The following is a 22,637-nucleotide window of genomic DNA, read 5'->3' as shown; positions in this document are numbered from 1 at the left end:
TTGTCGCGCCGCGCCCCTTTTGCGCACCCGCCGCCTCGGCTAGGGCCACGGCATGATAACAGACGCGAGGATTGCCGCATGACCCCGACCGCGACCGTGCTGTTGCTGGGATCGGGAGAGCTGGGCAAGGAATTCGTGATTTCCTGCCAGCGTCTCGGGTGCCGGGTCATCGCCTGCGACGCCTATGAGGGTGCGCCCGCGATGCAGGTCGCCGATGCGGCGGAAGTGTTTTCGATGCTCGACGGCGCGGCACTGCGCGCGGCGGTCGAGAAACATCGGCCCGACCATATCGTGCCCGAGATCGAGGCGATCCGCACCGAAATGCTGGTGGAGCTGGAAGGCGAAGGATGGCACGTCGTTCCGACCGCCGAGGCCGCGCGGCTGACGATGAACCGCGACGCGATCCGCGACCTGGCGGCGGGCGAACTTGGGCTGGCGACCTCGCCCTATCGCTACGCGGAGAGTTTCGAGGAGCTGGAGGCGGCGGGCGCGGCGATCGGCTTTCCGCTGGTGGTCAAACCGGTGATGAGTTCGAGCGGAAAGGGGCAGTCGATTGCCTACCGCCCGAGCGATCTGGAAACCTCGTGGGACTATGCGCGCGCGGGGATGCGCGGCGACCGGGTGCGAGTGATCGCGGAAGGGTTCGTCGATTTCGATTACGAGATCACGTTGCTGACCGTGCGGCACCAGGATGGAGTGAGCTTCTGTCCGCCCGTCGGGCACCGGCAGGAACAGGGCGACTATCGCACCAGCTGGCAGCCGCATGCGATGAGCGAGGCGGCACTGGCGATGGCGCAGGCCATGGCGAAGACGGTGGTGAACCGCTTGGGAGGACACGGCCTGTTCGGCGTCGAGTTCTTCGTGACCGGCGACGAGGTGATCTTCTCCGAACTGTCGCCGCGTCCCCACGATACGGGGATGGTGACCCTGATCAGTCAGAACCTGAGCGAGTTCGATCTGCACGCCCGTGCGATCCTGGGCCTGCCCGTCCCCGACCAGATCGCCGCACGACCGAGCGCGAGTGCGGTCGTCCTCGCCGACCGGGAGGCGGAGGATTTCGCGATCACGGGTCTGGCCGAGGCAATGGACGCACCCCCTGGTACGCAGGTCGACGTGCGCGTCTTCGGCAAGCCCGTGACGCGGTCCTATCGGCGAATGGGCGTCGCGCTGGTGAGTGCGCCGGGAGCCGGGACCGACCGGGCCCGCGAGCTCGCCGAGGCGGCGGCGGCCAAGGTGCGGATCGATTACGCGGACTGAGGACCGGGCGGGGCTCTGGCTCCTCGGCCTGCTCGCGATCTTCGCCTTCGCGGCCAATTCGCTGTTCGCCCGCGCGGCGCTCGAGGAGGGATCGACCGGACCGGGAGCGTTCGCGGCAATCCGGCTGGCAGCAGGGGCGGCGATCCTTCTTCCCATGCTGCGCGGAGTGCGGGTGCGCGACCATTCGAGAGGCGGGGCGGCGCTGGCGGCCTACGCCGTGCTATTCGCCTTTGCCTATGTCGAGCTTGGGGCGGCCAGCGGGGCGCTGATCCTCTTCGCCGCCGTGCAGACCAGCGTGATCGCGGGCGGGCTTCTTCGCGGCGGCCGCGTGGGGCCGGTCGGTTTCGCGGGCATCGGCCTCGCGTTCGCCGGCGTCGCGGCGCTGCTTCTTCCGGGCGCGGGGCGGGTCGATCCGATCGCGGCGATACTGATGATCGGTGCGGGGATCGCATGGGGCGCCTACACGCTCATCGGACATGCCGGGGCGAAAGGCGCCGCACGGGCGACGGCGGCCAGCTTCGTGGTGGCCGCCCTGCTCGTCGGACCGCTGCTGCTCCTTCGCGAGCCGGTTTCGGGCGAAGGCCTCGTGCTCGCCATCCTGTCGGGGGCGTTGACTAGTGGGCTGGGTTATGTCGCCTGGTACCGCGTTGCGCCCCGCCTTTCGCTCGGCGGGGTGGCGGCGGTGCAGCTGGCGACCCCGATCGCCGCCGCGTTGATGGCGTGGCCACTGCTGGGCGAAGCGCCGACGATGCGACTGGCGATGGCGGGGGCGCTGGTGCTCGGAGGGGTTGCGCTCGCGATGCGCGATCGGACGCGCTGACCCTGGGCCCAAAGGGCGGGCTGGCCCTCCCTTTCCCTATCGACTAGCGCCGAGCCATGCCCGCCGACGCCCCCGCCCGTTCCGACACGCCCGTGCAGAAGAAGCAGGCGAAGCTCGTCACCGGATCGATTCCCGGCCATCTCGTCACCCAGACCCTGCCGATGATGGCCGGGGGTGCGGCGCTGATGAGCGTGGGGATCATCGATGCGTACTTCATCGGACAGCTGGGCGCGAGCGAGCTGGCGGCGGTTAGTTTCATCTTTCCCGTCACGGTCGCCCTGTCGTCGCTGGGCGTCGGCGTGATTGCGGGGATTTCCAGCGTCACCGGCCGCGCCCTGGGCGAAGGCGACGAGGAAAAGGCACGGCAGCGCGGCAATATGGGCATCGTGCTGGCAGCAGCGTTCGGGTTGGCAATCGGGCTGGCGCTCTTTCTGTTCAACGGGCCCCTGTTCCGGCTGATGCAGGCGGATGCGGAGATGATTCCGCTGATCACGGCCTATATGGGACCGTTCGCGCTCGGCTTTCCGCTGCTGCTCGTGAACATGGGGGCGAACGGGTGCCTGCGCGGGCAGGGACTGGCGAAGCGAGCGAGTTCGGTGCTGCTCTTCTACGCGGCGGCGAACTGGATCCTCGATCCGATCCTTATCACCGGTGCGTTCGGGTTCGAGGGCTTCGGGATCGCGGGCGCGGCCTATGCCACCATCGGCGGATGGATCGCGGGTTGTCTGGCGGGCTTCTTCTTCCTGCAACGTAGCGCGCTTCCGTTGCAGCCCAAGACATTGGGCCAGTGCGACTGGCGTCGCGGGACCGCAGCACTGGCGCGGGTCGGGGCACCCGCCGCCTTTTCCAATTCCATCAATCCCATCGGCCTGTCGGTCCTGACCGCCTTTCTGGCGGCGGGCGCGGGAGAGGCGGCGGTGGCGGGGTTCGGTACCGGCGGACGGATCCAGAGTTTCGCGGTGGTGCCGCTGCTCGGCCTGTCGGCATCGATCGGGGCGATCGTCGGACAGAATTGGGGCGCCGGACAGATGGACCGGGTGCGCAGTGCGCTCGTCTATTCGGCGGGCTTCTGCGTCGCCTACGGGCTCGGCATCGGCGCTCTTCTGGTCGCATTCCGGGAAAGCCTCGGCGGTATCTTCAGCGAGGATCCGGAGGTCATCGATGCGGTCTCGCGTTACCTCAGCATCGCGGCGTGGGGATATGCGGGCTACGGGCTTCTGATCGTCGCCAACGGGGCTCTCAACGCGCTCGATTTCGCGGGCAATGCGTTGGTGCAGAGCCTGTTCCGGGTGCTCGCCGTGATGGTTCCGGTGGCCTGGCTCCTCCAGGAGAATGGGGACGGTGTCTATATTGCCGAACTGGTCGCGAACCTCGTCGGCGGAAGTATCGCGGTCGCGATGATCTGGTGGGTCGTGTGGAAGCGCGGACGGCGCAGCGGCGAGACCGCGCGCTGAGGGTGCATCCGCCGCTTCTCCCTTGAAGCGGTGGCTGTCCCCGCGCATATGGCGAGCCAGAGAGCGAAAGGGCCCCCCGTGAACACGATCACCATGTACGGTATCGCCAATTGCGATACGATCAAGAAAGCCAAGACCTGGTTCGAGAAGCGCCAGATCCCCTATGTCTTCCACGACTACAAGAAGTCGGGGATCGACAAGGACGTTCTCGAAATGTGGGTGCTGGAGGAAGGGTGGGAGCCGCTTCTCAATAAGCGCGGCACGACCTTTCGCGAGCTTCCCGACGTGCTCAAGAAGGACATGGACGCGGACAAGGCGATCACGCTGATGGCCGCGCACCCGAGCATGATCAAGCGGCCGGTGGTGACCGACGGGGACACGATCCTGATCGGCTATGATTCGACCGGCTACGAGAAGATGACGGGGATCCACGAGTAACGCCGGAACGCCTCTCCGCCCGCCGCCGTTGGTAGGGCAAAGGAGAGATATCATGGTCAAGGCAGTCTGGAACGGCGAGACGATCGCCGACAGCGACGACACCGTCGTCGTCGAGAACAATCATTATTTTCCGCGGAGCGATGTGAAGATGGACCGGCTCGTGCCGTCCGACACCACCAGCCACTGCCCGTGGAAGGGCGAGGCGAGCTATTATTCGATCCGCGCCGATGGCGTGACCAACAGCGATGCGGCCTGGACCTACAAGGAGCCCAAGGAGAAGGCGAGCGAGATCAAGGACCGCATCGCCTTCTGGAAGGGCGTCGAGGTTTCCTAGACCCTAATAGCGATATTCGAGGTTTTCGCGGCGCGAGCGGATATCGGCGAGATTGCGCTCCGCCTGCTCGAGCTCGCTGCGCGCTGCGGCCAGGTCGCGCTCGGCGCGATCGACACGGTTGGAGCGATCCCGCACATCGTCCTGCGCGTCGCTGACGGCTTCGGCGGCGTCGGCACGGCGGCGCTGCTCGGCGGCGACGGTTTCCGGATCGCCGACGGGCGAGGGCGCGCTTTCGTACGCGCGATAATTGTCCCGCGCGACCTGAAGATCGTCGCGGGAGGAGGCGAGGCGATTGCGCGCGTCGCGCAGGTCGCGTTCAGCATCTTCCACTTCGTCGCTCGCTTCGTCGACATCTTCGATCAGGCCCTGTTCCTGAGCGGCAAGCTCGCGCCACTCTTCTTCCACGCTGGTGCCGGCGATGCTGGCGGGCACGATCAGCGCCGGTGAGGATTCGGTGGCGCAGGCGGCGAGGGCGAGGGCAAGGGCGGGAGCGATAAGAAAAGTCTGTTTCATGCCGCGATGACGCGAGGATGGCCGCGAATGTTCCATTACAGCCAGCGGCGCGAGCGTGCCTGATAGTCGCGATAGGGACGCCCGAACCGGCGCGAGAGATACGCTTCTTCGCGCGCGATCACGAACCGGTCGACGACGAAGAGGACGGGAATCAGAAACGCCAGCATGACCAGGCAGCCCGCGATGAGCGTGATCCCGAAATAGATGAAGGCCATGCCCAGATCCATGGGGTTGCGCGTCAGCCGATAGGGGCCCGCGAAGGTCAGCGCGCGGGTCGGTTCCCACGGTTCGGGTGGCGTTTCCGCGCGGCGGAACTGCCACAGCGCCGTTGCGATGAACGCGGCACCCACGATCGCGACGGCGGCGCCGCCGAACGCGCGCACAGGCCAGCTCAGGATGTAGAGCGGCAGGTCGAAGCCGCCGACGGTCTTGTGGAAAACGATTCCGAGCACGAGCGGAACGCCGAAGATCAGCGGCGGCGGCGCGATGACGCCGGGAGTGTCCTCGGACGAAAGATCCGTTTCCTCGCTCACGCGCGGCACGCTAGCCGCACGCGCGGCCGCGCGCTAGAAGCTTCGCCCATGTCCAAGATCACGCTCGACAGCGATACGTCCCGCGCCACCCCCAGCCCCAAACCCGGCAAGCGGATGACCGCTCCCGCCATCCAGGCACGGAAAGCGAACGGGAAGGTCGACGAGCCCCTCGTGATGCTGACCGCCTATACGATGCGGATGGCGCAGCTGCTCGACGAACATTGCGACATGCTGCTGGTCGGCGACAGTCTGGGGCAGGTGATTTACGGATTGGACAGCACGATCCCCGTCAGTCTCGACATGATGTGCAATCACGGCGCGGCGGTGGTGCGGGGCTCGTGGCACGCGATGATCATCGTCGACATGCCGTTCGGCAGCTACGAGGCGAGCCCCGAAAAGGCGTTCGAGAGCGCGAGCCGGATCATGAAGGAAACGGGTTGCGCGGCGGTGAAGCTGGAAGGCGGAGAGGCGATGGCGGAGACGATCGGCTTCCTGACCAGCCGCGGGATTCCGGTGATGGGGCATGTGGGGCTGACCCCGCAGGCGGTGAACACGTTGGGCGGCTATCGGGCACGCGGGCGCGACGACGCCGAGGAGGAGAAGATCCTTGCCGACGCCCGTGCGGTGGCGGAAGCCGGGGCCTTCGCGCTGGTCGCCGAAGGGGTGATGGAGAGCATCGCCGATACGCTGGCGGCAGAGATCGCGGTCCCCGTCATCGGTATCGGCGCGTCGACAAAATGCGACGGACAGGTGCTGGTGACCGAGGACATGCTGGGGCTGTTCGAGCGGACGCCGCGGTTCGTGAAGGTCTATCACGACCTAGCCGCGCAGATTTCCAAGGCGGTCGGGCAGTATGCGGGCGAGGTGCGGCAGCGCAGCTTTCCGACCGACGCCCAAACGTATCGACCGAAGAAGTAGGGCCCGATCGGCGTCAACCAGCCCTTTGCCTTTCTGATCGCGCGGCGCTAAGCCAGCCCCCGTTCATCCGGGGCGGCGATGGTGGTGACCGGCGCACCGTCATGTTCGCCCCTCATTTCAAGGATCATCCGTGGCGCTCCCACCTCAAGATTCAGCCCAGTTCGAACGCGAGGTCGACGAGGAATATCGTCGCCAGCAGGCCAGCGACTTCGGCAAGAAATACGGCCTGTGGATCGCGCTCGGCATCGCTGCGTTTCTCGCGGCGATCGGCGGCTGGCTCTATTGGCAGGATCGGCAGGACAAGCAGGCCGAGGCCAATGCCGAGGACCTTGCTGCGATCATCGCCGACCTCACCCAGGAAAATCCCAACCGCGAAGAGATCGAGCCGCGGCTGGAAGCGCTGGCCGAGCGATCGGACGGCGGCGCGGCGGCGGCGGCGCGGATGATCGAGGCCGCCTATGTCCTGTCCGACGGCGATCGCGCGCAGGCGATCGAAATCTATCAGGAAGTGGCGCGCGACGAGGACGTTCCCGAGCCCTATCAGGGTGCGGCGCTGCTGCGTTGGACCTATCTCGATTTCGACACGGCGGAACCCGATGCGATCATATCGCGGCTCCAGCCGCTCGCCAGCCCGGGCAACCCCTATTTCGGAAGCGCGGCCGAGCTGACCGCGCTCGCGCTCATCAAGCTCGACCGCGAGCAGGAAGCGGCCGAACTGTTCAAGGCGATCGCCGAGGACCCCGAGGCGCCGCGCACGCTGCGCGCCCGCGCGGTCCAGATCGCCGGCACCTACGGCGTCGACGCGAGCGCCGCGCTCGCCGACATCGAATCACAGGAATGATTGGTATGACCTTTTCCCGTTTCGCTCTTCCCGTTCTGGCCGCGCTCGGCCTGTCGGCCTGCGGCGTTTTCAGCGGCAGCGAACGCACCACCCCCGTCGTCGGGGAACGCGTTTCGGTACTCGGCGCCGAGGTGGACATCGGCGTCAATCCGACCACCGCCGCGCTGCCGATGACGCTCCCCGCGCCGCGCACTAACGCCAACTGGGAACAGTCGGGCGGCAATGCCAGCAAGTCGATCGGCCACGTCGCGCTAGGCGAGAATCTTTCGCTGGCCTGGTCGCAGTCGATCGGTGAGGGATCGAGCAATACCGCGCGACTGGTCACGACGCCCATCGTGGCAGCCGGACAGGTCTTCGCGATCGATACGAACGGCGTCGTCAGCGCGTTCGACGCGACAAGCGGCGCGCGTCGCTGGTCGGTCGATACGTCGACCACGAACCGCAATCGCGACTCGCTGTACGGCGGTGGAGTCGCGTTCGGCGGCAACCGCGTCTTCGCGACCAATGGCCTGGGCGATGTCGTGGCGATGGATCCGAGCAACGGCGGCATCGCTTGGCGCGTGAAGCCGGGTGGTCCGCTGCGCGGTGCGCCGACGTATGACGGCACCAACCTCTATGTGACCAGCCAGGACAACCAGCTCTACGCCTTGTCCCCGACCGACGGCACAACCAACTGGCAGGCGACGGCAGCGCTGGAAGTCGCCGGCGTCTTCGGCACCGCCGCTCCGGCCGCGGCGCGTGGCACCGTGGTCGCAGGCTTCTCGTCGGGCGAACTTAACGCCTACCGTTACGAAAACGGCAATCAGGTGTGGCAGGACACGCTGGCCCGCACCTCGATCTCACGCAGCGTCTCGACGCTTGCCGATATCGACGCCGATCCGGTGATCGACGGCAACCAGGTCATCGCCCTGGGCCAGGGTGGTCGAATGGTGGCGCTGGACATCCTGCGCGGCCAGCGCCTCTGGGAACTGAACCTGGCGGGAACGTCGACGCCGTTCGTGGCGGGCGATTACGTGTATGTGGTTACCGAGGCGGCACAGCTGATCTCGATCCTGCGTTCGGACGGATCGGTTCGCTGGATCAACCAGCTGCCGCGCTACCGGAACGCCGAAAAGCGCCGCGGTCCGATCTTCTACGCCGGGCCGGTGCTCGCGGGCGGGCGCTTGATCGTGGTGTCGAGCGAAGGATTGATGGTGGAGGTCGATCCCGACCAGGGTGCGGTGCGCCGGCAACGCGACCTCGATCGCAGCTTCTCGCTGCAGCCGGTGGTGGCGAACAACACGCTCTACCTCCTCGACGACGACGGGGTTCTGGCCGCCTTCCGCTAACGCCGCGGATTGACCATCGCGCGCTGAACGCCCAACAGCGCCGTCATGGCCAAACCCGTCGTCGCCCTCATCGGACGCCCTAACGTGGGCAAGTCCACGCTGTTCAACCGATTGGTCGGGCAGCGGCTCGCGCTTGTCGACGACCAGCCCGGGGTGACCCGCGACCGGCGTGAGGCCGATGCCGTCTTGCTGGGGCTGGAATTCACGCTGATCGATACGGCGGGGTTCGAGACCGAGGACGATGCCACGCTGCCGGGGCGGATGCGGATGCAGACGCAGGCTGCGGTCAACGATGCCGACGTCGCCATCTTCATGATCGACGCCCGCGCGGGGCTGACGCCGCTGGATCGCGAGATCGCGCAATGGCTGCGCAGCGCGGACACGCCGGTGATCGTCGCCGCCAACAAGTCGGAAGGCAATGCCGGCGAGGCGGGGCGCCTGGAAGCCTACGAACTTGGAATGGGCGATCCGTTCTCGCTTTCGGCCGAACATGGCGAGGGCATCGTCGACCTGTTCGACGGGCTGCGCGAACATATCGAACGCGAAGGCGAAGAACCCGACGCGGAAGCGCATGAAGCGCCGCCCGAAAGCCTGCTCGACGAGGAGGGCAATCCGTTGCCCGTGGACCTCGGGCCGCTCAAGCTCGCCATCGTCGGACGCCCCAATGCGGGCAAGTCCACGCTGGTCAACCAGATGCTGGGCGAGGAGCGGATGATCACCGGGCCGGAAGCCGGGATCACCCGCGACGCCATTCATCTCGACTGGGAATGGCGCGGTCAGGCGGTGAAGCTGGTCGATACGGCCGGCTTGCGAAAACGCGCCAAGGTTGATGAAAAGCTCGAGAAGCTCTCGGCGATGGACACGCGGCGCGCGATCGACCGGGCCGAGGTCGTGTGCCTCCTGCTCGACGCGACGCGCGGGTTGGAAAGCCAGGATCTCCGGATCGCCGACCAGGTTCTTCAGGAAGGCCGGGCTCTGGTCATCGGGCTGAACAAATGGGACGTCGCGGAGAATCCCTCGCGGCTCTACAATGGTATCCGCGAGGCGCTGGGCGAGGGACTGGCGCAGGTGAAGGGCGTGCCGTTGATCGCGCTGTCGGCCAAGACGGGCAAGGGTATCGACCAGTTGCTGGAGGCGGCCTTCGATCTGCGCGAACGTTGGTCGCGGCGTATTCCCACGGGCCTGCTCAATCGCTGGTTCGACGATGCGCTCGATGCCCACGCACCGCCTGCGGCGGGGGGCGTGCGGATCAAGTTGCGCTACCTGACGCAAGCCAAGACGCGCCCGCCGACGTTCGTGCTGTTCGGCACCCGCGTCGACAAGCTGCCGACCAGCTATCACCGCTATCTGATCAATGCGCTGCGCCGCGACCTGGACCTCGGCCCGATCCCCATCCGGCTGATCACCCGGGCGCCCAAGAACCCCTACGGATCGCGCGGGCGACCTTAAACCAAGTCTTTACCGTCTTGAGTTAGGCCGTTGGCTCCGGCGGATCGCACGCGTGCGCGGTCCGGGCGTGAGGGAGTATTCGTTGGAGCAGGCCGCCGACATCGTCGACTGGAAGTATTTCGAGGAAACGCGGGCGCAGCTGGGTCCGGGTTTCGTCAAGATATTGGGCTATTTCCGCGAGGATGGGGAAGCGAGCCTAACCAAGATCGAATCGGCCATGCATGCCAAGGACACCGTCGCGCTGATCATTCCCGCGCACACTTTGAAGGGCGAGGCCCGCCAGTTCGGGGCGGAGCCGCTCGCCGCGGTTGCCGAAAGGATCGAATTTGCCGCGCGCAGTTGCGTCGAGCAGGGCCGCTTTCCGGACGAGCTCGTGCCCGATGTGGTCACGCTGAAGAGTCTTTTCCGTGCGACGATCGACCTGTTCGACGAGGCGGTCAGCCCGCTGATCAAACGCGACCGCACCGCCAATCTCGGCAGTCGGCAGGTCCGCAACACGACCTTCGGCCGGGCCAGCTAGGCGCGCTCCGCCCCGCTCACCGGCGCATTGGTTCGAGGCGACGTCGTGCAAGGCTTCGCCACAACCATTCGAGCGGTCCATAGCGATAGCGCTCCAACCAGGGTTTCGACCAAATCAGCATCAGCGCCCACATCGCGGGGACGAAGGCGATCCACAGGGTCCCGCGCGACAGCTGGTTGAACAGCCCTGCGCCGAAACCGAAGAGGATCGGCGTCATGATGATCGTCGGCGCGAGGTAGTTGGAGAAGGCCATGCGCCCCACAGCCGCCACGCGTGCCGCGAATGGGCCGCCTCTTCGGAAAAGCAGGATGACGAGCGCGGCGTACCCCAGCATCTGGACCGGCTTTATCCAGGCGATCAGGCCACCTTCGGCGATCTGCGCGAACAGGGGAGCGAAGTCGTGGACGGCGGCGAGCCAAGCCGCGAAGCCGCCGACAACCACCGCGCCGCCGATCCCGAACAACGCCCAGCGCCGATAGGTGCGGTCCGAAAGTTCTCCGCCGAGAAATCCCGATTTGTAGGTCGCCATGCCGAGCAGCATCAGCCCGAGCGTTTCAGGGAGGAGGAAGAGGGTCAGCGAACTGTGATGCGGCCAGGCGCGCTCTAGCTGATGCGCGAGATGGGTGCCGATGTTTTGGTGGAAGGCGTTCGCAGCCGCAATCTCGTCGGCGCTGGCAGGAGCGGCCGTCATCAGGCCCGCCATCGCCGGATTACTGGCCGCGGCGTCCATCATGTACCAGGCGACCGAGCCCATCAGGAGCGCATTGGCGATCAGGAAAATCGTCGCCCAGGCGAACAGGAACCGGGGTGCCTTGTCGTAGAAGAAGAAGGCGATCGTGCCGATGATCGCATAGTGGAGCAGAATGTCGCCCCACCAGAGAAACAGGTAATGCGCCAGTCCGAACAACGCGAGCACGGCGAGACGCGGGAAATGTAATGCTGCGGGCATGCGCCCCTTCGCGATCGCCTTTTCGCTGATCAGGACGAGACCGGCGCCGAACAGGATGGAGAACAGTCCGCGCATCTTGCCGTCGACGAAGATGAGATTGAGAATCCAGACCAGCCGGTCGCCCCAATGTTCGAGGCCGAGCAACGTGGGGCTCGACAGCGCGGACTGCATCAGCCCCATCGCGATGACGTTGGCCGAGAAGATCCCCATGACCGCAATCCCGCGAATATGGTCGAGGCTGTCGATACGGTCGGGGGTGGTCACGGTCTCGCTCTGCGGCTCCGGCTAGGGCGGAAGCCTTCTCCTGGCTGTCCCATGGTCGCATCGGGACGGGTGCGCCATCGCGGATCGACCAGCGACCCGTGTCATACCACGGGCCGACGAACGATGGTTCAGAGGATCGACATGATCTCGTCGAGCGGTTTCCTGCTGGCGGCGTGAAGCGGGGTGGTGGCATCCTTGGCGGGCAGGCCGGCAACGATCACCATAACGGGCTTCTCGTCCTTGGGCCGGCCGCAAATGTCGCGCAGGAATCCCATCGGACTGGGCGTATGCGTGAGCGTTGCAAGCCCCGCCTTGTGAAGGGTGGCGATCAGCAGACCGCAGGCGATCCCGACGCTTTCGGTAACGTAATAGTTCTGGCGCTGTTCGCCCGCCGCGGGTCCGCCTTTGCGCTGTGCGAAGACGACGATCAGGTAGGGCGCGATTTCGAGGAAGGGTTTGTCGGCATCGGTGCCGATCGGGGCGAGCGCGTCGAGCCATTCCTCCCCCGCCTTGCCCTCGTAGAAGGCGCGCTCCTCTTTCTCCGCAGCGGCGCGAATCTTCGCCTTGATCTCTGGGCTCTCGACGACCGCGAAATGCCACGGCTGATGATTGGCGCCGTTGGGGGCGGTGCCGGCGGCGCGTATCGCGGTCTCGATCACGTCGCGCGGGACGGGCGCGTTGGTGAAGAAGCGACAGGAGCGGCGGTCCTTGATGCTGTCGTAGAAAGCGTTCGCGGCGGCAATGCGCTCGGCGTCCGACAGGTCGGGCAGGCTCGTGTAGGGCTGGGAAGGGACGGGTCGCATGTCCCCACTGTAGGTCCGCCGGGTCGCAGCGCCTAGTAGCCGCCGTCCTTCTTTTCCTCGTCAGCAGGCTTCGACTGGAGCTGAATATAGTTCTGGATTCCCATCCGCTCGATCATCTCCTGCTGACGCTCGAGATAGTCGAGATGCTCTTCCTCGTTGTGCAGGATCTTCGCGAACAGGTCGCGGCTGACGTAATCGCGCGTGTCCTCGCAATGCTGGAGCGCGTCGCGGAGCAAAGGAATCGCTTCCATCTCGAGATCGAGATCGGCCTGAATCACTTCCTCGACCGTCTCACCGGTACGGACCGAGCCCAGCCGCTGGAAGTTGGGATGGCCGTCGAGGAAGAGGATCCGTTCGGTCAGCCAGTCGGCATGCTCCATTTCCTCGATCGATTCCTTGCGCTCGAACGCGGCGAGCCGCTCGACACCCCAATGTTCGAGCAGGCGATAATGAAGCCAATATTGATTGACCGCAGTGAGCTCGTTGGTGAGCGCCTTGTTGAGATAGTCCATGACCTTGGGGTCGGAAATCTTGGCCATCGCGCGTTCCTTCGTGCCTGTGCGAGCAATGGCGCCGCTATAGGTCGCCCGCACGACAGTCGCAAGAGAAAATGGCGGAAAAACGCGGTTTTTACGCTAATGCGAGTGATTAGCAGGCGTAGGTCTTAGGCGGCGCGAACGTCGCGATCGGGGATCAGCGCGGCGCGCTCATCCGATACCAGATCGTCGGCATGATCCTCGCACCCGCCGCACTGGAAGCTGCACCCCAGCGATCGATAGGCCGTTTCAGCATCCGGACATCCCCGCTGCGCGGCAGCACGAATGTCCTTTTCGCGAATCAGGTTGCAATGGCAGATGACCATGCGGGCCACGATACGCTAATGCGAATGATTTGCAATAGTGTCGGACGGTGAATGCTAAAGTTCGCTCGCCATCAGCTCGGGGAGGAAGGCCTCGTGTGCCTTGCGCAGTTCGGCAAGGTCGAGGCGCGCATCGTCGATCGCTATCACGGGATCGGGCGCCACCGTTCCGCACACGTCGAAGGGAATCCCTGCTTCGGCCAGCGCGCCTTTCAGCTCGGGCAGGCGATTGGTAGTCACGACGAAGGCTGCCTGGCTTTCGCAGAACCAGTCGGCGCGGGCGTTGGCGACGTCGCTGGTGAGGGTGACGCCACGGTTCGCGGCCAATGCCATTTCGGCGATCGCGACCAGCGCCCCGCCATCGGATACATCGTGTACAGCGGTCACGAGCCGCTGGTCGATGGCGTCGCGGATCAGTTCGGACGTTGTGCGCACGGCGGCGAGGTCCACGCGGGGCGGGGCTCCTTCGCGGCGGTCGTGGCAGAGCTGCAGCCAGAGCGACTGGCCGAGATCGGTATGATGGACGTCGCCGACGATGACGACGTCTTCGCCGACCATGCCCAGACCGATACCCGCCGCCTTCTTCCAGTCATCGATGATCCCGACCCCGCCGATGGCGGGGGTCGGGAGGATGGCGCTGCCGCCGCCCGTCGCCTTGCTTTCGTTGTAGAGGCTGACGTTGCCCGACACGATCGGGAAATCCAGTGCGCGGCACGCCTCGCCCATCCCTTCAAGACAGCCGACGAACTGCGCCATGATTTCGGGCCGTTCGGGATTGCCGAAATTGAGACAGTTGGTCACCGCGAGGGGACGCGCGCCGACGGCGGAGAGGTTGCGATAGGCTTCCGCGATCGCTTGGCGCCCGCCCTCGACCGGGTCGGCGTAGCAATAGCGCGGGGTGCAGTCGGTGGTGATGGCGATCGCCTTGTCCGCGCCATGGACACGCACCAGTGCGGCATCGCCGCCGGACGCGGCGACGGTGTCCGCGCCGACCTGGCTGTCATATTGCTCCCAGATCCAGCGGCGGCTGGCGAGTTGGGGGCTCGCCATCATTTTCAGCAGGTCGGCGGTCGGGTCGTCGCACGCCGGCACGTCTTCCAGCGCGTCCACCTTCGCCCATTCCCGATATTCGTCGGGCGACAGGTGCGGTCGGTCATATTCGGGTGCCTTGTCGGCGAGCGGCCCCAGCGGGATGTCGCAGACGGTCTCGCCTTCGAATTCGAGAACCATCCGCTGAGTGTCGGTGACCGTGCCGATGACCGCGAAGTCCAGTTCCCATTTCTCGAAGATGGCGCGGGCCATGTCTTCCTTGCCAGGCTTCAGCACCATGAGCATGCGCTCCTGGCTTTCCGACAGCATCATCTCATAGGGCGTCATCCCCTCTTCGCGCTGAGGCACCTTGTCCATGACGAGGTGGAGCCCGGTCTCGCCGTTGGTCGCCATTTCGACCGACGAGGAAGTGAGACCCGCTGCGCCCATGTCCTGGATGGCGACGATGGCATCGGTGGCCATCAGCTCGAGGCAGGCCTCGATCAGCAGCTTTTCGGTGAACGGATCGCCGACCTGGACCGTGGGGCGCTTTTCCTCGATGCCTTCATCAAAGTCGGCGGAGGCCATGGTCGCGCCGTGGATGCCATCGCGGCCGGTCTTGGAACCGACGTAGACGATCGGATTGCCGATACCGGTCGCGGCGGAATAGAAGATCTTGTCGGCCTTCGCGACGCCGACCGTCATCGCGTTGACGAGGATGTTGCCGTTGTAGGCGGGGTCGAAATTGGTTTCGCCGCCCACGGTCGGAACGCCGACGCAATTGCCGTAGCCGCCGATCCCCGCGACGACGCCCGCGATCAGGTGGCGCATCTTGGGATGCTGGGGATCGCCGAAGCGCAGCGCGTTCATATTGGCGACCGGGCGGGCGCCCATGGTGAAAACGTCGCGAAGGATGCCGCCCACGCCGGTCGCCGCGCCCTGATACGGCTCGATGTAGCTGGGGTGGTTGTGGCTCTCCATCTTGAAGACCGCGGCATCGCCGTCGCCGATATCGATGACGCCCGCATTCTCGCCCGGTCCCTGAATCACCCAGGGCGCTTCGGTCGGAAGTTTCTTCAGATGCAGGCGAGAGGACTTGTAGGAGCAGTGTTCCGACCACATCACCGAGAAGATGCCCAGTTCGACGAGATTGGGATCGCGCCCGAGCGCCCCCTGGATGGTCTCGTATTCGGACGGCGAGAGGCCGTGTTCGGCGACGGTCTGGGGCGTGATGTCGGTCATGCGCGGCTCTTAGAAAAGGGCGCGCGACGTGCCAAGGGATTACTCGGTGCGTTCGCAGCGCTGCCCGTTGAGTTCGATGCGCTCCGCCTCGACCCCGCCGATCAATTCGTTGCCGTTTCCGACGAACGGGCCGAACCGGTCCTCGCGGCGCAGCGTCACAGGGGTTCCATCGTCGGCGCGTGCCCGCGGCTGCATTTCGCGACCGTCGGGTCCTTCGCGATAATTCCAATCGACGGTTAACGTCGTTCCGTCCTCGCAGGCGTAGGAAAGCGTTTCCAAAGTCTGAAATTCGCCATCGCCCTCGATCGGGTCCATCGGTTGTGCGTAGGCGGGGTCGGTCGTGCCGGCGGGCTCTTCGACCTGCGTGACGGAATCGTCGGGAGCGTCGCTGTCCGCGCACGCGGCGAGCGGGACGACGAGGGCGGCGAGGAGGGCAAGACGGTTCATCGACGATGGCCTTACCGCGACGGGAGAGCGACGCAAGTCCGTTTCCGCGCGTCGAGCCTGACCGATTGCATCCCCCGACCGGCGGGCGTAGCGTGGCGCCCATGGGCCGTATTCCCCTCAAACGCATTCAGGTCGGACTGACCGGCCTGGCCTTCGCACTTGCGCTGGTACTGGTCGGCACCGCGGTCACGCGCGAGGAGGAGCCAGCAGCCAACGAGACCGAGGCGGCAGTGGCCGAGGCCGATGCACCCGCCGAACCCTTGTCCGAAATCGGTGCGGCGCCGGGAACGCCCGGAGAGCCCGAGCCGCAGCCGGTCGATCCCATTCCCATCCCAATCGATCCGACCACCGAGGAGCTGATCGTGGCGGAACCTCCGCGCGCGACCGTTCCCGCGACCCCCGCGCCACGCGCACCCAGCGAACAGCCGCGCCGGTGAAGAGGCTGCTGGCGGCGTCGATCGCCTGTCTTCTTGCTGGCGGGTGCGCACCGGCGGCGGAGGAGCGCGACGATCCGCTGAACATGAATGGGTCGTCGCCGGAGGCGCCGGGAGAGGAGCAGCCGCGACTTCTACTGCTATCCTCTCTGCCCATCCTCTTCGGACCGGGCTTTCCGAGCAACGAGGAATTCTTCCTCGACGGCTCGGCCGACGGCGAGCGAAATCTCTTGCGGGAAAGTCTCGAGGAGGAGTTCGATCTGCTGGGCATCGCGGCCACGGGCACGTCCGAGTTGGCCGAGGGCGATCTGCTGCTGATGGCGCACGCACGGGCCCAGACCGCGGAAAATCTGGTTGCGCTCGATGAATGGGTGCGGGCGGGCGGGCGCGTCTTGCTGCTGGCCGATCCCGGTTTCGCGATCGACCGGGGCCCCCCGACGTTGGGGGGCGACTATCCGCCGCCCTTCTTCACCGATAACGGACTGCTGGGACACTGGGGCCTGCTGCTCGACGGACCGGTGACGAACGGTACGGCGAGACGGTCGATCGGGGGCGCCGAAGTGCTGACCCGGGCGCCGGGACAGTTCCGTCTGGTCGGCGACAACTGCACGCTCGAGGCGGAAGGGTTCATCGCCGACTGCAGCATCGGGGCGGGCCGGGCACTGATCGTGGCCGATGCCGACTTCATCGTCGAGCCGGACGACGCCGGCATGGCCAATCGCCGAGCGCTGGAAGCGCTTCTGCTGCGGCTGGCCTCCTGACGACTCGCTTCCCCGGCTACCGCGTTCACAGACTTATCCACAGGGTCACGCTTTTCGGGGCGGGAGGGCGATGCTGTCCGGCTGCCCGTCAAACCCCGCTGGAATCCTCATAAAACCATGGTGAACCACTGAAACCCATCAAATCCCATTGTCTCCCATCCGCCTTTGGGTTACACACAACCTGTTCGGCAGCTTCGCCGTCGTCCGTCCACCTGCGGCCCTCTTGATGGCCGTGTCCCCGGTGGATCGGCGAGGGCGAGGCTTCCGACAGGGAGGCCGAGAACGGGGACAATGGCACTGGATCATCTATTTCAAGGGAGCGCGGTGAACGCGGTAGACGCCAAGGGTCGCGTCTCCGTTCCCGCATTCCTGCGATCGGTGATCGAACGGCGCGGCGATGCCCGCACCATTGTCCTGGCGAAGCACGCGGTCTTCCCTTGCCTCGACGGCTACGATCCCGGCTATGCCGCGCTCAAGCATCAGAAGATGGAACGGCGCGCGGAAAAGTCCGAAAGCGCGATCGCGGGCGACCTCGACTACATGACCGCCAACCTGATGGCGTTCGGCGCGACCGAAGAAGTCGGTTACGACAAGACCGGCCGGATCGTCTTGCCGCCGATGATGCGATCCAAGGGCGGCATTGCCGACCTCGCGCTGTTCATCGGTGTGGGCGAGACCTTTCAGATGTGGAACCCCGACACATTCCTCGCCGACGAACGCATCCCCGAGGACATGAAGGATATCGCGCGTTACCGGCTCGAGGAGCGGGCGAAGTGATCGGTGATGCGCCCCATATCCCCGTTCTGCTGGACGAAATCGTGCGGGAACTGCGCGTGACCGATGGCGCGCGGATCGTGGACGGCACGTTCGGCGCGGGCGGCTATTCGCGCGCGATCCTCGATGCGGGCGCGGGTGAGGTCATCGGCTTCGATCGCGACCCCGATGCCATCGCGGCGGCCAAGGAGCGACTGCCCGACGAGCGGCTGACGCTGATCGCGGCGACCTTCAGCCAGATGGATGCGCAGATCGACGGCGCGGTCGACGGGGTCGTCCTCGACCTTGGCGTTTCCTCGATGCAGATCGACGAGGCCGCGCGAGGCTTCAGCTTCCGCGAGGACGGGCCGCTCGACATGCGCATGGAGCAGGCCGGGCCGACCGCCGCGGATTTCGTGAACGACGCGGACGAGGGCGAGCTGGCGCGGATCATCAAGCGCTACGGCGAGGAGCCGCGCGCCCGCCGTGTCGCCGCCGCCATCGCGCGGGCGCGGCCGCTGTCCCGGACCGGCGAACTGGCCGATGTCGTCCGCAAGACGCTGGGCCACCACAAGGGCATGAAGACCGATCCTGCGACGCGCACCTTCCAGGCTATCCGCATCCATCTGAATGCAGAGCTGGAGGAATTGGAAAAGGGGCTTTCGGCCGCCGAACGCGTCCTGAAGCCGGGGGGTCGGTTGGCGGTGGTGAGCTTCCACAGTCTCGAGGATCGCATCGTCAAGAACTTCTTCCGCGAACGGTCGGGCAATCTGCCCGGCGGATCGCGTCACATGCCCGAACGGCAGGACGGTCCGACGCCGACCTTCACCGACGTGTCGAAGGCGATTGCGCCCGGCGAAGCCGAGGTCGCGGCCAATCCGCGCGCCCGTTCCTCGAAGCTGCGCGCCGCGACGCGCACCGATGCACCGGCCTGGAGGCAGGCGGCATGAGGGGCTTCTCGCACATTCTCTGGACGCTGGGCGCAGGCGCGGCGGTTCTCGTCTGCTATCTGATCAGCCTGCAGGTCGCGACCTCGCGCGCCGAACTGGAGCGGGTGGAGCATCAGATCGCGCTCGCAAGCCGCGACATCCGCGATCTGGAAACCGAGATCGGGACCCGCGGGCGCCTGTCGCAACTCGAGCGCTGGAACGTCAATTTCCTGCAGCTTTCGGCGCCCGACGCCGACCAGTTCGCCGCCGACGCTTATGTTGTCGCCGCGATGATCCGGCCCGAAGAACCCAATCGCATGGATGCGCCCATCATCTTCGCAGAAGCGCCGGCAGCAGATTCGTCCGAGAGCGCTCCCCTGCTGGTGCAGGCGAGCATGGAGACAACGCGCGCAGTTCAGAAGACTGGCGAGCGAAAGAAGGTCGAGAAGAAATCCACGGTTGAGGGCGCGGGGCCCCAAGCGGCGTCGCCGGTCGAAAGGTCGGCGACGCCCAATCCGCCTCCCGCACCGACGCCGAAGGTCGAGAAGCCCAAGGCCGAGAAAAATTCCGATCCGCTTGCGCCGCTGCCGGTCGCTGGCGGCTCGCGATGAACGTCGCCCGCCACGATTTCGACCCCGCGGCACCCGCGACCGATCGGCCCACGACCGATCGCGTCCGGCTACAGGGGCAGAAGCGCCGCCTTCTGTCGATGATGCACCAAAGGTTGATGATCGCGATGCTGCTGTTCGGCTTCGGGATCGTCGCGATCTCGGGGCGGATTTTCTATCTGGGCATCTTCGGCGCGGACGAGGCGGGCTCGCGGATCGCAAGCAGCTACCTTCCCGCGCGCGGCGACATCGTCGACCGCGACGGCCAGCCCCTGGCGCGCACGATCGAGGGATGGACCGTCGCGGTTCAGCCCCACAAGGTCATCGGCAACAAACTGGATCTGTCGCGCGCGCTCGCCAAGTTGATGCCCGAGCGCGACGAGGCCGACTATTACGAACTGCTCACCAGCAAGAAGAAATTTTCCTACCTGCGGCGTCGCGCGGGACCGCGGCTGGTCGAGGCGGTCAATGCGCTCGGCGAACCCGGCCTGCAACTCACGCGCGAACCCGACCGGCTCTACCCGCAGACCGCCCTGGCCGCGCACGTGATCGGCTACACCGACATCGACGGGCGCGGCGTGGCGGGGGCGGAACGGGCGTTCGAAGACGAACTGACCGACCCCGCGCGCAAAGGCGATCCTGTCGCGCTCAGCATTTCGGCACCCGTCCAGGGCGCGCTGAAGGCAGAGCTTGCCGCCGCCATGACCAAATTCTCCGCGATCGGCGCGGCGGGGGTCATCATGGACATCCATTCGGGTGAGATCCTCGCGCTGACCAGCTTGCCGCAGCTCAATCCCAACACCGCGGGGCAGGGCGGGACGGAAGCACGCTTTAACCGCGCCAGCCTTGGCGTTTACGAACTGGGATCCACCTTCAAGCCGTTCACCGTCGCGATGGGGATGGAAACCGGCGACATCCGATCGATGGGGCAGATGTATCCGTGCCCGGGCAGCCTCCAGGTCGGCAACCGGCGCATCCGCGATACGCATCCGTTCGGCCGACCCTGCTCGGTGGCCGAGATCATGATGGAAAGCTCCAACATCGGCACCGCGCAGATTGCGGCGCAGGTCGGAGCGGAGCGCCAGCGCGCTTTCCTTCGCAAAATGGGCTTCACCGAAAAGCTCGGTCACGAACTGCCCGAACGCGGACGTCCGTTGACGCCCAAGCAGTGGGGCCCGACCGAAATCGCCACGGTGGGTTATGGGCACGGGATTGCGGTGACCCCGATCCATCTCGCCAGCGGCTATGCGACGCTGTTCAATGGCGGCCTCTATCGAACCCCGACGATCCGCAAGGTCGATGCGAACCATCCTCGCGCCAAGGGCGAGCGCGTCTTCAGCCCCGAGACGAGCGAGGCGATGCGCGCCTTGCTGCGGCTAGTCGTTACCAACGGCACCGGGCGCAAGGCCGACGCGCCGGGCTATCGCATCGGCGGCAAGACGGGGACGGCGGAAAAGATCGTCAACGGCCGCTACTCGCGTCAGCTGGTTGTCAACAGTTTCGCAGGCGTCTTCCCGATCGATGCGCCGCGTTATGTGATCGTCGTGATGCTCGATGAACCCAAGGGACTGCCCGAGACGTTCGGGTTCCGAACGGCGGGTTGGAACGTGGCACCGGTCGTGTCCAAGACCGTGTCGCGGATCGCGCCGATGCTCGGCGTCACGCCCGACGAGAAGCGCGAACCGGACATGAGCCAGGTGCTGCCCCACGTCCGCGAGCCTTAGGAGGGATCATTGCGGCTTTGCGACCTCGCGCGTCGCGCGAGCGATGTCAAAATCACCGGCTTTGCGATCGACCATCGCAAGGTCGTCGACGGAAATGTCTTCGGCGCCTTTCGCGGCGCAGCGCACAACGGCGAGGACTATATCGAGGGTGCGATCGAGAATGGCGCGATCGGCGTCATCGCCCGACCCGAAGCGCGGGTCGAAGGGGCGGAACATATCGCGAGCGAGGATCCCCGTCGCGATTTCGCGGAGGCGGCGGGCCGTTTCTACGCGCCGTATCCCGATCATCTGGTCGCGGTGACGGGGACCAACGGCAAGACGTCCAGCGTCGAGATGACGCGTCAGCTGTGGCGGATGATGGGTCACCGTTCGGCGTCGATCGGGACGCTGGGCGTGACGACGGCCGACGATCAGGTGACGACCGGGCTGACCAGTCCCGATATCGTGACCTTCCTCAACAACCTTGCCGGAATGCGGCGGATGGGCATCAGCCACGTCGCGTTCGAGGCGTCGAGCCACGGCCTCCACCAGCATCGCGTGTCGGGCATCCCGGTAAAAGCCGCCGCCTTCACCAACTTCTCCCGCGACCATCTCGACTATCATGAGACGATGGAGGACTATTTCGAAGCCAAGATGCAGCTGTTCGAACAACTGCTGGCGGACGACGGGATCGCCGTAGTGTGGACCGACGACGCGCAGTCCGACACGGTGATCGCGCGGGCCAAGGCGCGGGGCGTGCGCATCATGACGGTCGGCAGCCGCGGCGAGACGATCCGCCTCGGGGAGCGACGGGCGACCCCGCTCGGACAGGCCGTCAGCCTGACCCACGACGGCGAAACGCACTTGCTCAAGCTGCCGCTGATCGGGGCCTACCAGGCGGCCAACGTGCTGGTCGCGGCGGGCCTTGCGCTGGCGACGGGGGCCGAATGGGGCAAATTGTTCGCCGCGATGGGACGGTTGAGCCCCGTCCGCGGACGACTGGAACGAGCGGTCATCACCTCGCGCGGTGCGCCCGTCTATGTCGATTATGCGCATACCCCCGATGCGCTGGAGGCGGCGATCGCGGCGCTGAAACCGCATGTCGAGGGCCGCCTCATCACCCTGTTCGGCGCGGGCGGGGACCGGGATACGGGCAAGCGCGCGCCGATGGGCGAAGTGGCGGCAGGCCATTCGGATATCGTGATCGTTACCGACGACAACCCGCGGAGCGAGGACGCCGCGACCATCCGCAAGGCGATTCTTCAGGGCGCACCGCGGGCCATCGAGGTCGCGGGACGGCGCCAGGCGATTGCGCACGCCCTTTCGCTGGCCGGCGCGGGGGATATCGTCCTGCTCGCGGGCAAGGGCCACGAACAGGGACAGATCGTCGGCGATCAGACCTTGCCCTTCGACGATGTCGAGGTTGCCCGCGAATGCGCGGCGTGACGGGG

At 66.1% G+C, this 22,637-nt stretch carries 25 protein-coding genes; 17 read left to right on the top strand and 8 right to left on the bottom strand.

The genetic code is table 11. The features are described from left to right. Positions 1-78: 78 nt before the first annotated feature. The 5 genes from purT (at position 79) to WJT74_RS08595 (ending at position 4,303) form a co-directional block, all read left to right on the top strand. Positions 79-1,257 (top strand): formate-dependent phosphoribosylglycinamide formyltransferase, encoded by a 1,179-nt coding sequence (purT, locus tag WJT74_RS08615; protein WP_343343728.1) that lies wholly within the window; start codon positions 79-81, stop codon positions 1,255-1,257. Continuing rightward, positions 1,175-2,077: a DMT family transporter gene (locus WJT74_RS08610; RefSeq protein ID WP_343343726.1), complete on the top strand. Its 903-nt coding sequence runs from the start codon at positions 1,175-1,177 to the stop codon at positions 2,075-2,077. Before purT ends, WJT74_RS08610 begins: the two co-directional genes overlap by 83 nt. Positions 2,078-2,133: 56 nt before the next feature. Next, positions 2,134-3,531: an MATE family efflux transporter gene (locus tag WJT74_RS08605; protein WP_343343724.1), complete on the top strand. Its 1,398-nt coding sequence runs from the start codon at positions 2,134-2,136 to the stop codon at positions 3,529-3,531. Between the two features lie 93 nt (positions 3,532-3,624). Then, positions 3,625-3,969 carry an ArsC family reductase gene (locus WJT74_RS08600; protein ID WP_343348145.1) on the top strand — a complete coding sequence of 115 codons (345 nt, stop codon included), beginning with the start codon at positions 3,625-3,627 and terminating at the stop codon, positions 3,967-3,969. A gap of 52 nt (positions 3,970-4,021) precedes the next feature. Next, on the top strand, positions 4,022-4,303 hold the full coding sequence (locus WJT74_RS08595) for a DUF427 domain-containing protein (RefSeq protein ID WP_343343722.1): 282 nt from the start codon (positions 4,022-4,024) through the stop codon (positions 4,301-4,303). A gap of 3 nt (positions 4,304-4,306) precedes the next feature. On the opposite strand, the gene WJT74_RS08590 is transcribed toward WJT74_RS08595, so the two are convergent. Together WJT74_RS08590 and WJT74_RS08585 are read right to left on the bottom strand one after the other, a co-directional pair. Then, complete coding sequence (locus tag WJT74_RS08590; RefSeq protein ID WP_343343720.1) at positions 4,307-4,816, bottom strand: hypothetical protein; 510 nt, start codon at positions 4,814-4,816, stop codon at positions 4,307-4,309. Between the two features lie 35 nt (positions 4,817-4,851). Further along, a complete protein-coding gene (locus WJT74_RS08585) occupies positions 4,852-5,349 on the bottom strand; it encodes a methyltransferase family protein (RefSeq protein ID WP_343343717.1) in 498 nt (165 codons plus the stop codon). 48 nt (positions 5,350-5,397) lie between these two features. On the opposite strand from WJT74_RS08585, the gene panB reads away from it, so the two are divergent. The 5 genes from panB to WJT74_RS08560 all read left to right on the top strand — a co-directional run bounded on the left by panB (position 5,398) and on the right by WJT74_RS08560 (position 10,405). Further along, the gene (gene panB, locus WJT74_RS08580; protein WP_343343715.1) at positions 5,398-6,267 is read left to right on the top strand and encodes a 3-methyl-2-oxobutanoate hydroxymethyltransferase; all 870 of its coding nucleotides are present in this window, start codon (positions 5,398-5,400) and stop codon (positions 6,265-6,267) included. 130 nt (positions 6,268-6,397) lie between these two features. Then, a complete protein-coding gene (locus WJT74_RS08575; RefSeq protein ID WP_343343714.1) occupies positions 6,398-7,108 on the top strand; it encodes a tetratricopeptide repeat protein in 711 nt (236 codons plus the stop codon). Positions 7,109-7,113: 5 nt separating this feature from the next. Beyond that, on the top strand, positions 7,114-8,436 hold the full coding sequence (locus WJT74_RS08570; protein ID WP_343343712.1) for a PQQ-binding-like beta-propeller repeat protein: 1,323 nt from the start codon (positions 7,114-7,116) through the stop codon (positions 8,434-8,436). Positions 8,437-8,481: 45 nt separating this feature from the next. Continuing rightward, a complete protein-coding gene (gene der / locus WJT74_RS08565) occupies positions 8,482-9,885 on the top strand; it encodes a ribosome biogenesis GTPase Der (RefSeq protein WP_343343710.1) in 1,404 nt (467 codons plus the stop codon). A gap of 82 nt (positions 9,886-9,967) precedes the next feature. Further along, complete coding sequence (locus WJT74_RS08560) at positions 9,968-10,405, top strand: Hpt domain-containing protein (RefSeq protein WP_343343708.1); 438 nt, start codon at positions 9,968-9,970, stop codon at positions 10,403-10,405. Positions 10,406-10,421: 16 nt separating this feature from the next. Here the strand turns inward: WJT74_RS08560 and WJT74_RS08555 are convergent, their stop codons facing one another. The 6 genes from WJT74_RS08555 to WJT74_RS08530 form a co-directional block, all read right to left on the bottom strand. Continuing rightward, a complete protein-coding gene (locus WJT74_RS08555; protein ID WP_343343706.1) occupies positions 10,422-11,618 on the bottom strand; it encodes a DUF418 domain-containing protein in 1,197 nt (398 codons plus the stop codon). Positions 11,619-11,746: 128 nt separating this feature from the next. Beyond that, positions 11,747-12,421, bottom strand: a complete 675-nt coding sequence (locus WJT74_RS08550) for a nitroreductase family protein (RefSeq protein WP_343343704.1) — start codon at positions 12,419-12,421, stop codon at positions 11,747-11,749. 32 nt (positions 12,422-12,453) lie between these two features. After that, positions 12,454-12,960: a bacterioferritin gene (bfr, locus tag WJT74_RS08545; RefSeq protein WP_343343702.1), complete on the bottom strand. Its 507-nt coding sequence runs from the start codon at positions 12,958-12,960 to the stop codon at positions 12,454-12,456. A 125-nt stretch (positions 12,961-13,085) separates the two neighbouring features. After that, the gene (locus tag WJT74_RS08540; protein ID WP_343343700.1) at positions 13,086-13,283 is read right to left on the bottom strand and encodes a (2Fe-2S)-binding protein; all 198 of its coding nucleotides are present in this window, start codon (positions 13,281-13,283) and stop codon (positions 13,086-13,088) included. Between the two features lie 54 nt (positions 13,284-13,337). Beyond that, entirely contained in the window at positions 13,338-15,551 is a 2,214-nt protein-coding gene (purL, locus tag WJT74_RS08535) for a phosphoribosylformylglycinamidine synthase subunit PurL (RefSeq protein ID WP_343343698.1), read from the bottom strand. A 39-nt stretch (positions 15,552-15,590) separates the two neighbouring features. Next, positions 15,591-15,998: a hypothetical protein gene (locus tag WJT74_RS08530; RefSeq protein ID WP_343343696.1), complete on the bottom strand. Its 408-nt coding sequence runs from the start codon at positions 15,996-15,998 to the stop codon at positions 15,591-15,593. A 101-nt stretch (positions 15,999-16,099) separates the two neighbouring features. On the opposite strand from WJT74_RS08530, the gene WJT74_RS08525 reads away from it, so the two are divergent. The 7 genes from WJT74_RS08525 to WJT74_RS08495 all read left to right on the top strand — a co-directional run bounded on the left by WJT74_RS08525 (position 16,100) and on the right by WJT74_RS08495 (position 22,632). Next, positions 16,100-16,435 carry a hypothetical protein gene (locus WJT74_RS08525; protein WP_343343695.1) on the top strand — a complete coding sequence of 112 codons (336 nt, stop codon included), beginning with the start codon at positions 16,100-16,102 and terminating at the stop codon, positions 16,433-16,435. Continuing rightward, positions 16,432-17,193 (top strand): hypothetical protein, encoded by a 762-nt coding sequence (locus WJT74_RS08520; RefSeq protein WP_343343693.1) that lies wholly within the window; start codon positions 16,432-16,434, stop codon positions 17,191-17,193. The genes WJT74_RS08525 and WJT74_RS08520 overlap by 4 nt, the downstream gene beginning before the upstream one ends. A gap of 324 nt (positions 17,194-17,517) precedes the next feature. Next, on the top strand, positions 17,518-17,970 hold the full coding sequence (locus WJT74_RS08515) for a division/cell wall cluster transcriptional repressor MraZ (RefSeq protein ID WP_343343691.1): 453 nt from the start codon (positions 17,518-17,520) through the stop codon (positions 17,968-17,970). After that, the gene (rsmH, locus tag WJT74_RS08510) at positions 17,967-18,896 is read left to right on the top strand and encodes a 16S rRNA (cytosine(1402)-N(4))-methyltransferase RsmH (protein ID WP_343343689.1); all 930 of its coding nucleotides are present in this window, start codon (positions 17,967-17,969) and stop codon (positions 18,894-18,896) included. The genes WJT74_RS08515 and rsmH overlap by 4 nt, the downstream gene beginning before the upstream one ends. Then, the gene (locus WJT74_RS08505; protein WP_343343687.1) at positions 18,893-19,486 is read left to right on the top strand and encodes a hypothetical protein; all 594 of its coding nucleotides are present in this window, start codon (positions 18,893-18,895) and stop codon (positions 19,484-19,486) included. The genes rsmH and WJT74_RS08505 overlap by 4 nt, the downstream gene beginning before the upstream one ends. Beyond that, entirely contained in the window at positions 19,483-21,207 is a 1,725-nt protein-coding gene (locus WJT74_RS08500; RefSeq protein WP_343343685.1) for a peptidoglycan D,D-transpeptidase FtsI family protein, read from the top strand. Before WJT74_RS08505 ends, WJT74_RS08500 begins: the two co-directional genes overlap by 4 nt. 9 nt (positions 21,208-21,216) lie before the next feature. After that, positions 21,217-22,632 (top strand): UDP-N-acetylmuramoyl-L-alanyl-D-glutamate--2,6-diaminopimelate ligase, encoded by a 1,416-nt coding sequence (locus WJT74_RS08495; protein ID WP_343343683.1) that lies wholly within the window; start codon positions 21,217-21,219, stop codon positions 22,630-22,632. Positions 22,633-22,637: the final 5 nt, after the last annotated feature.

It is taken from the genome of Sphingomicrobium sp. XHP0239 (assembly GCF_039555325.1).
Classification (GTDB): Bacteria; Pseudomonadota; Alphaproteobacteria; order Sphingomonadales; family Sphingomonadaceae; genus Sphingomicrobium; species Sphingomicrobium maritimum.
This window is presented reverse-complemented; position numbering and strand designations above follow the sequence as displayed.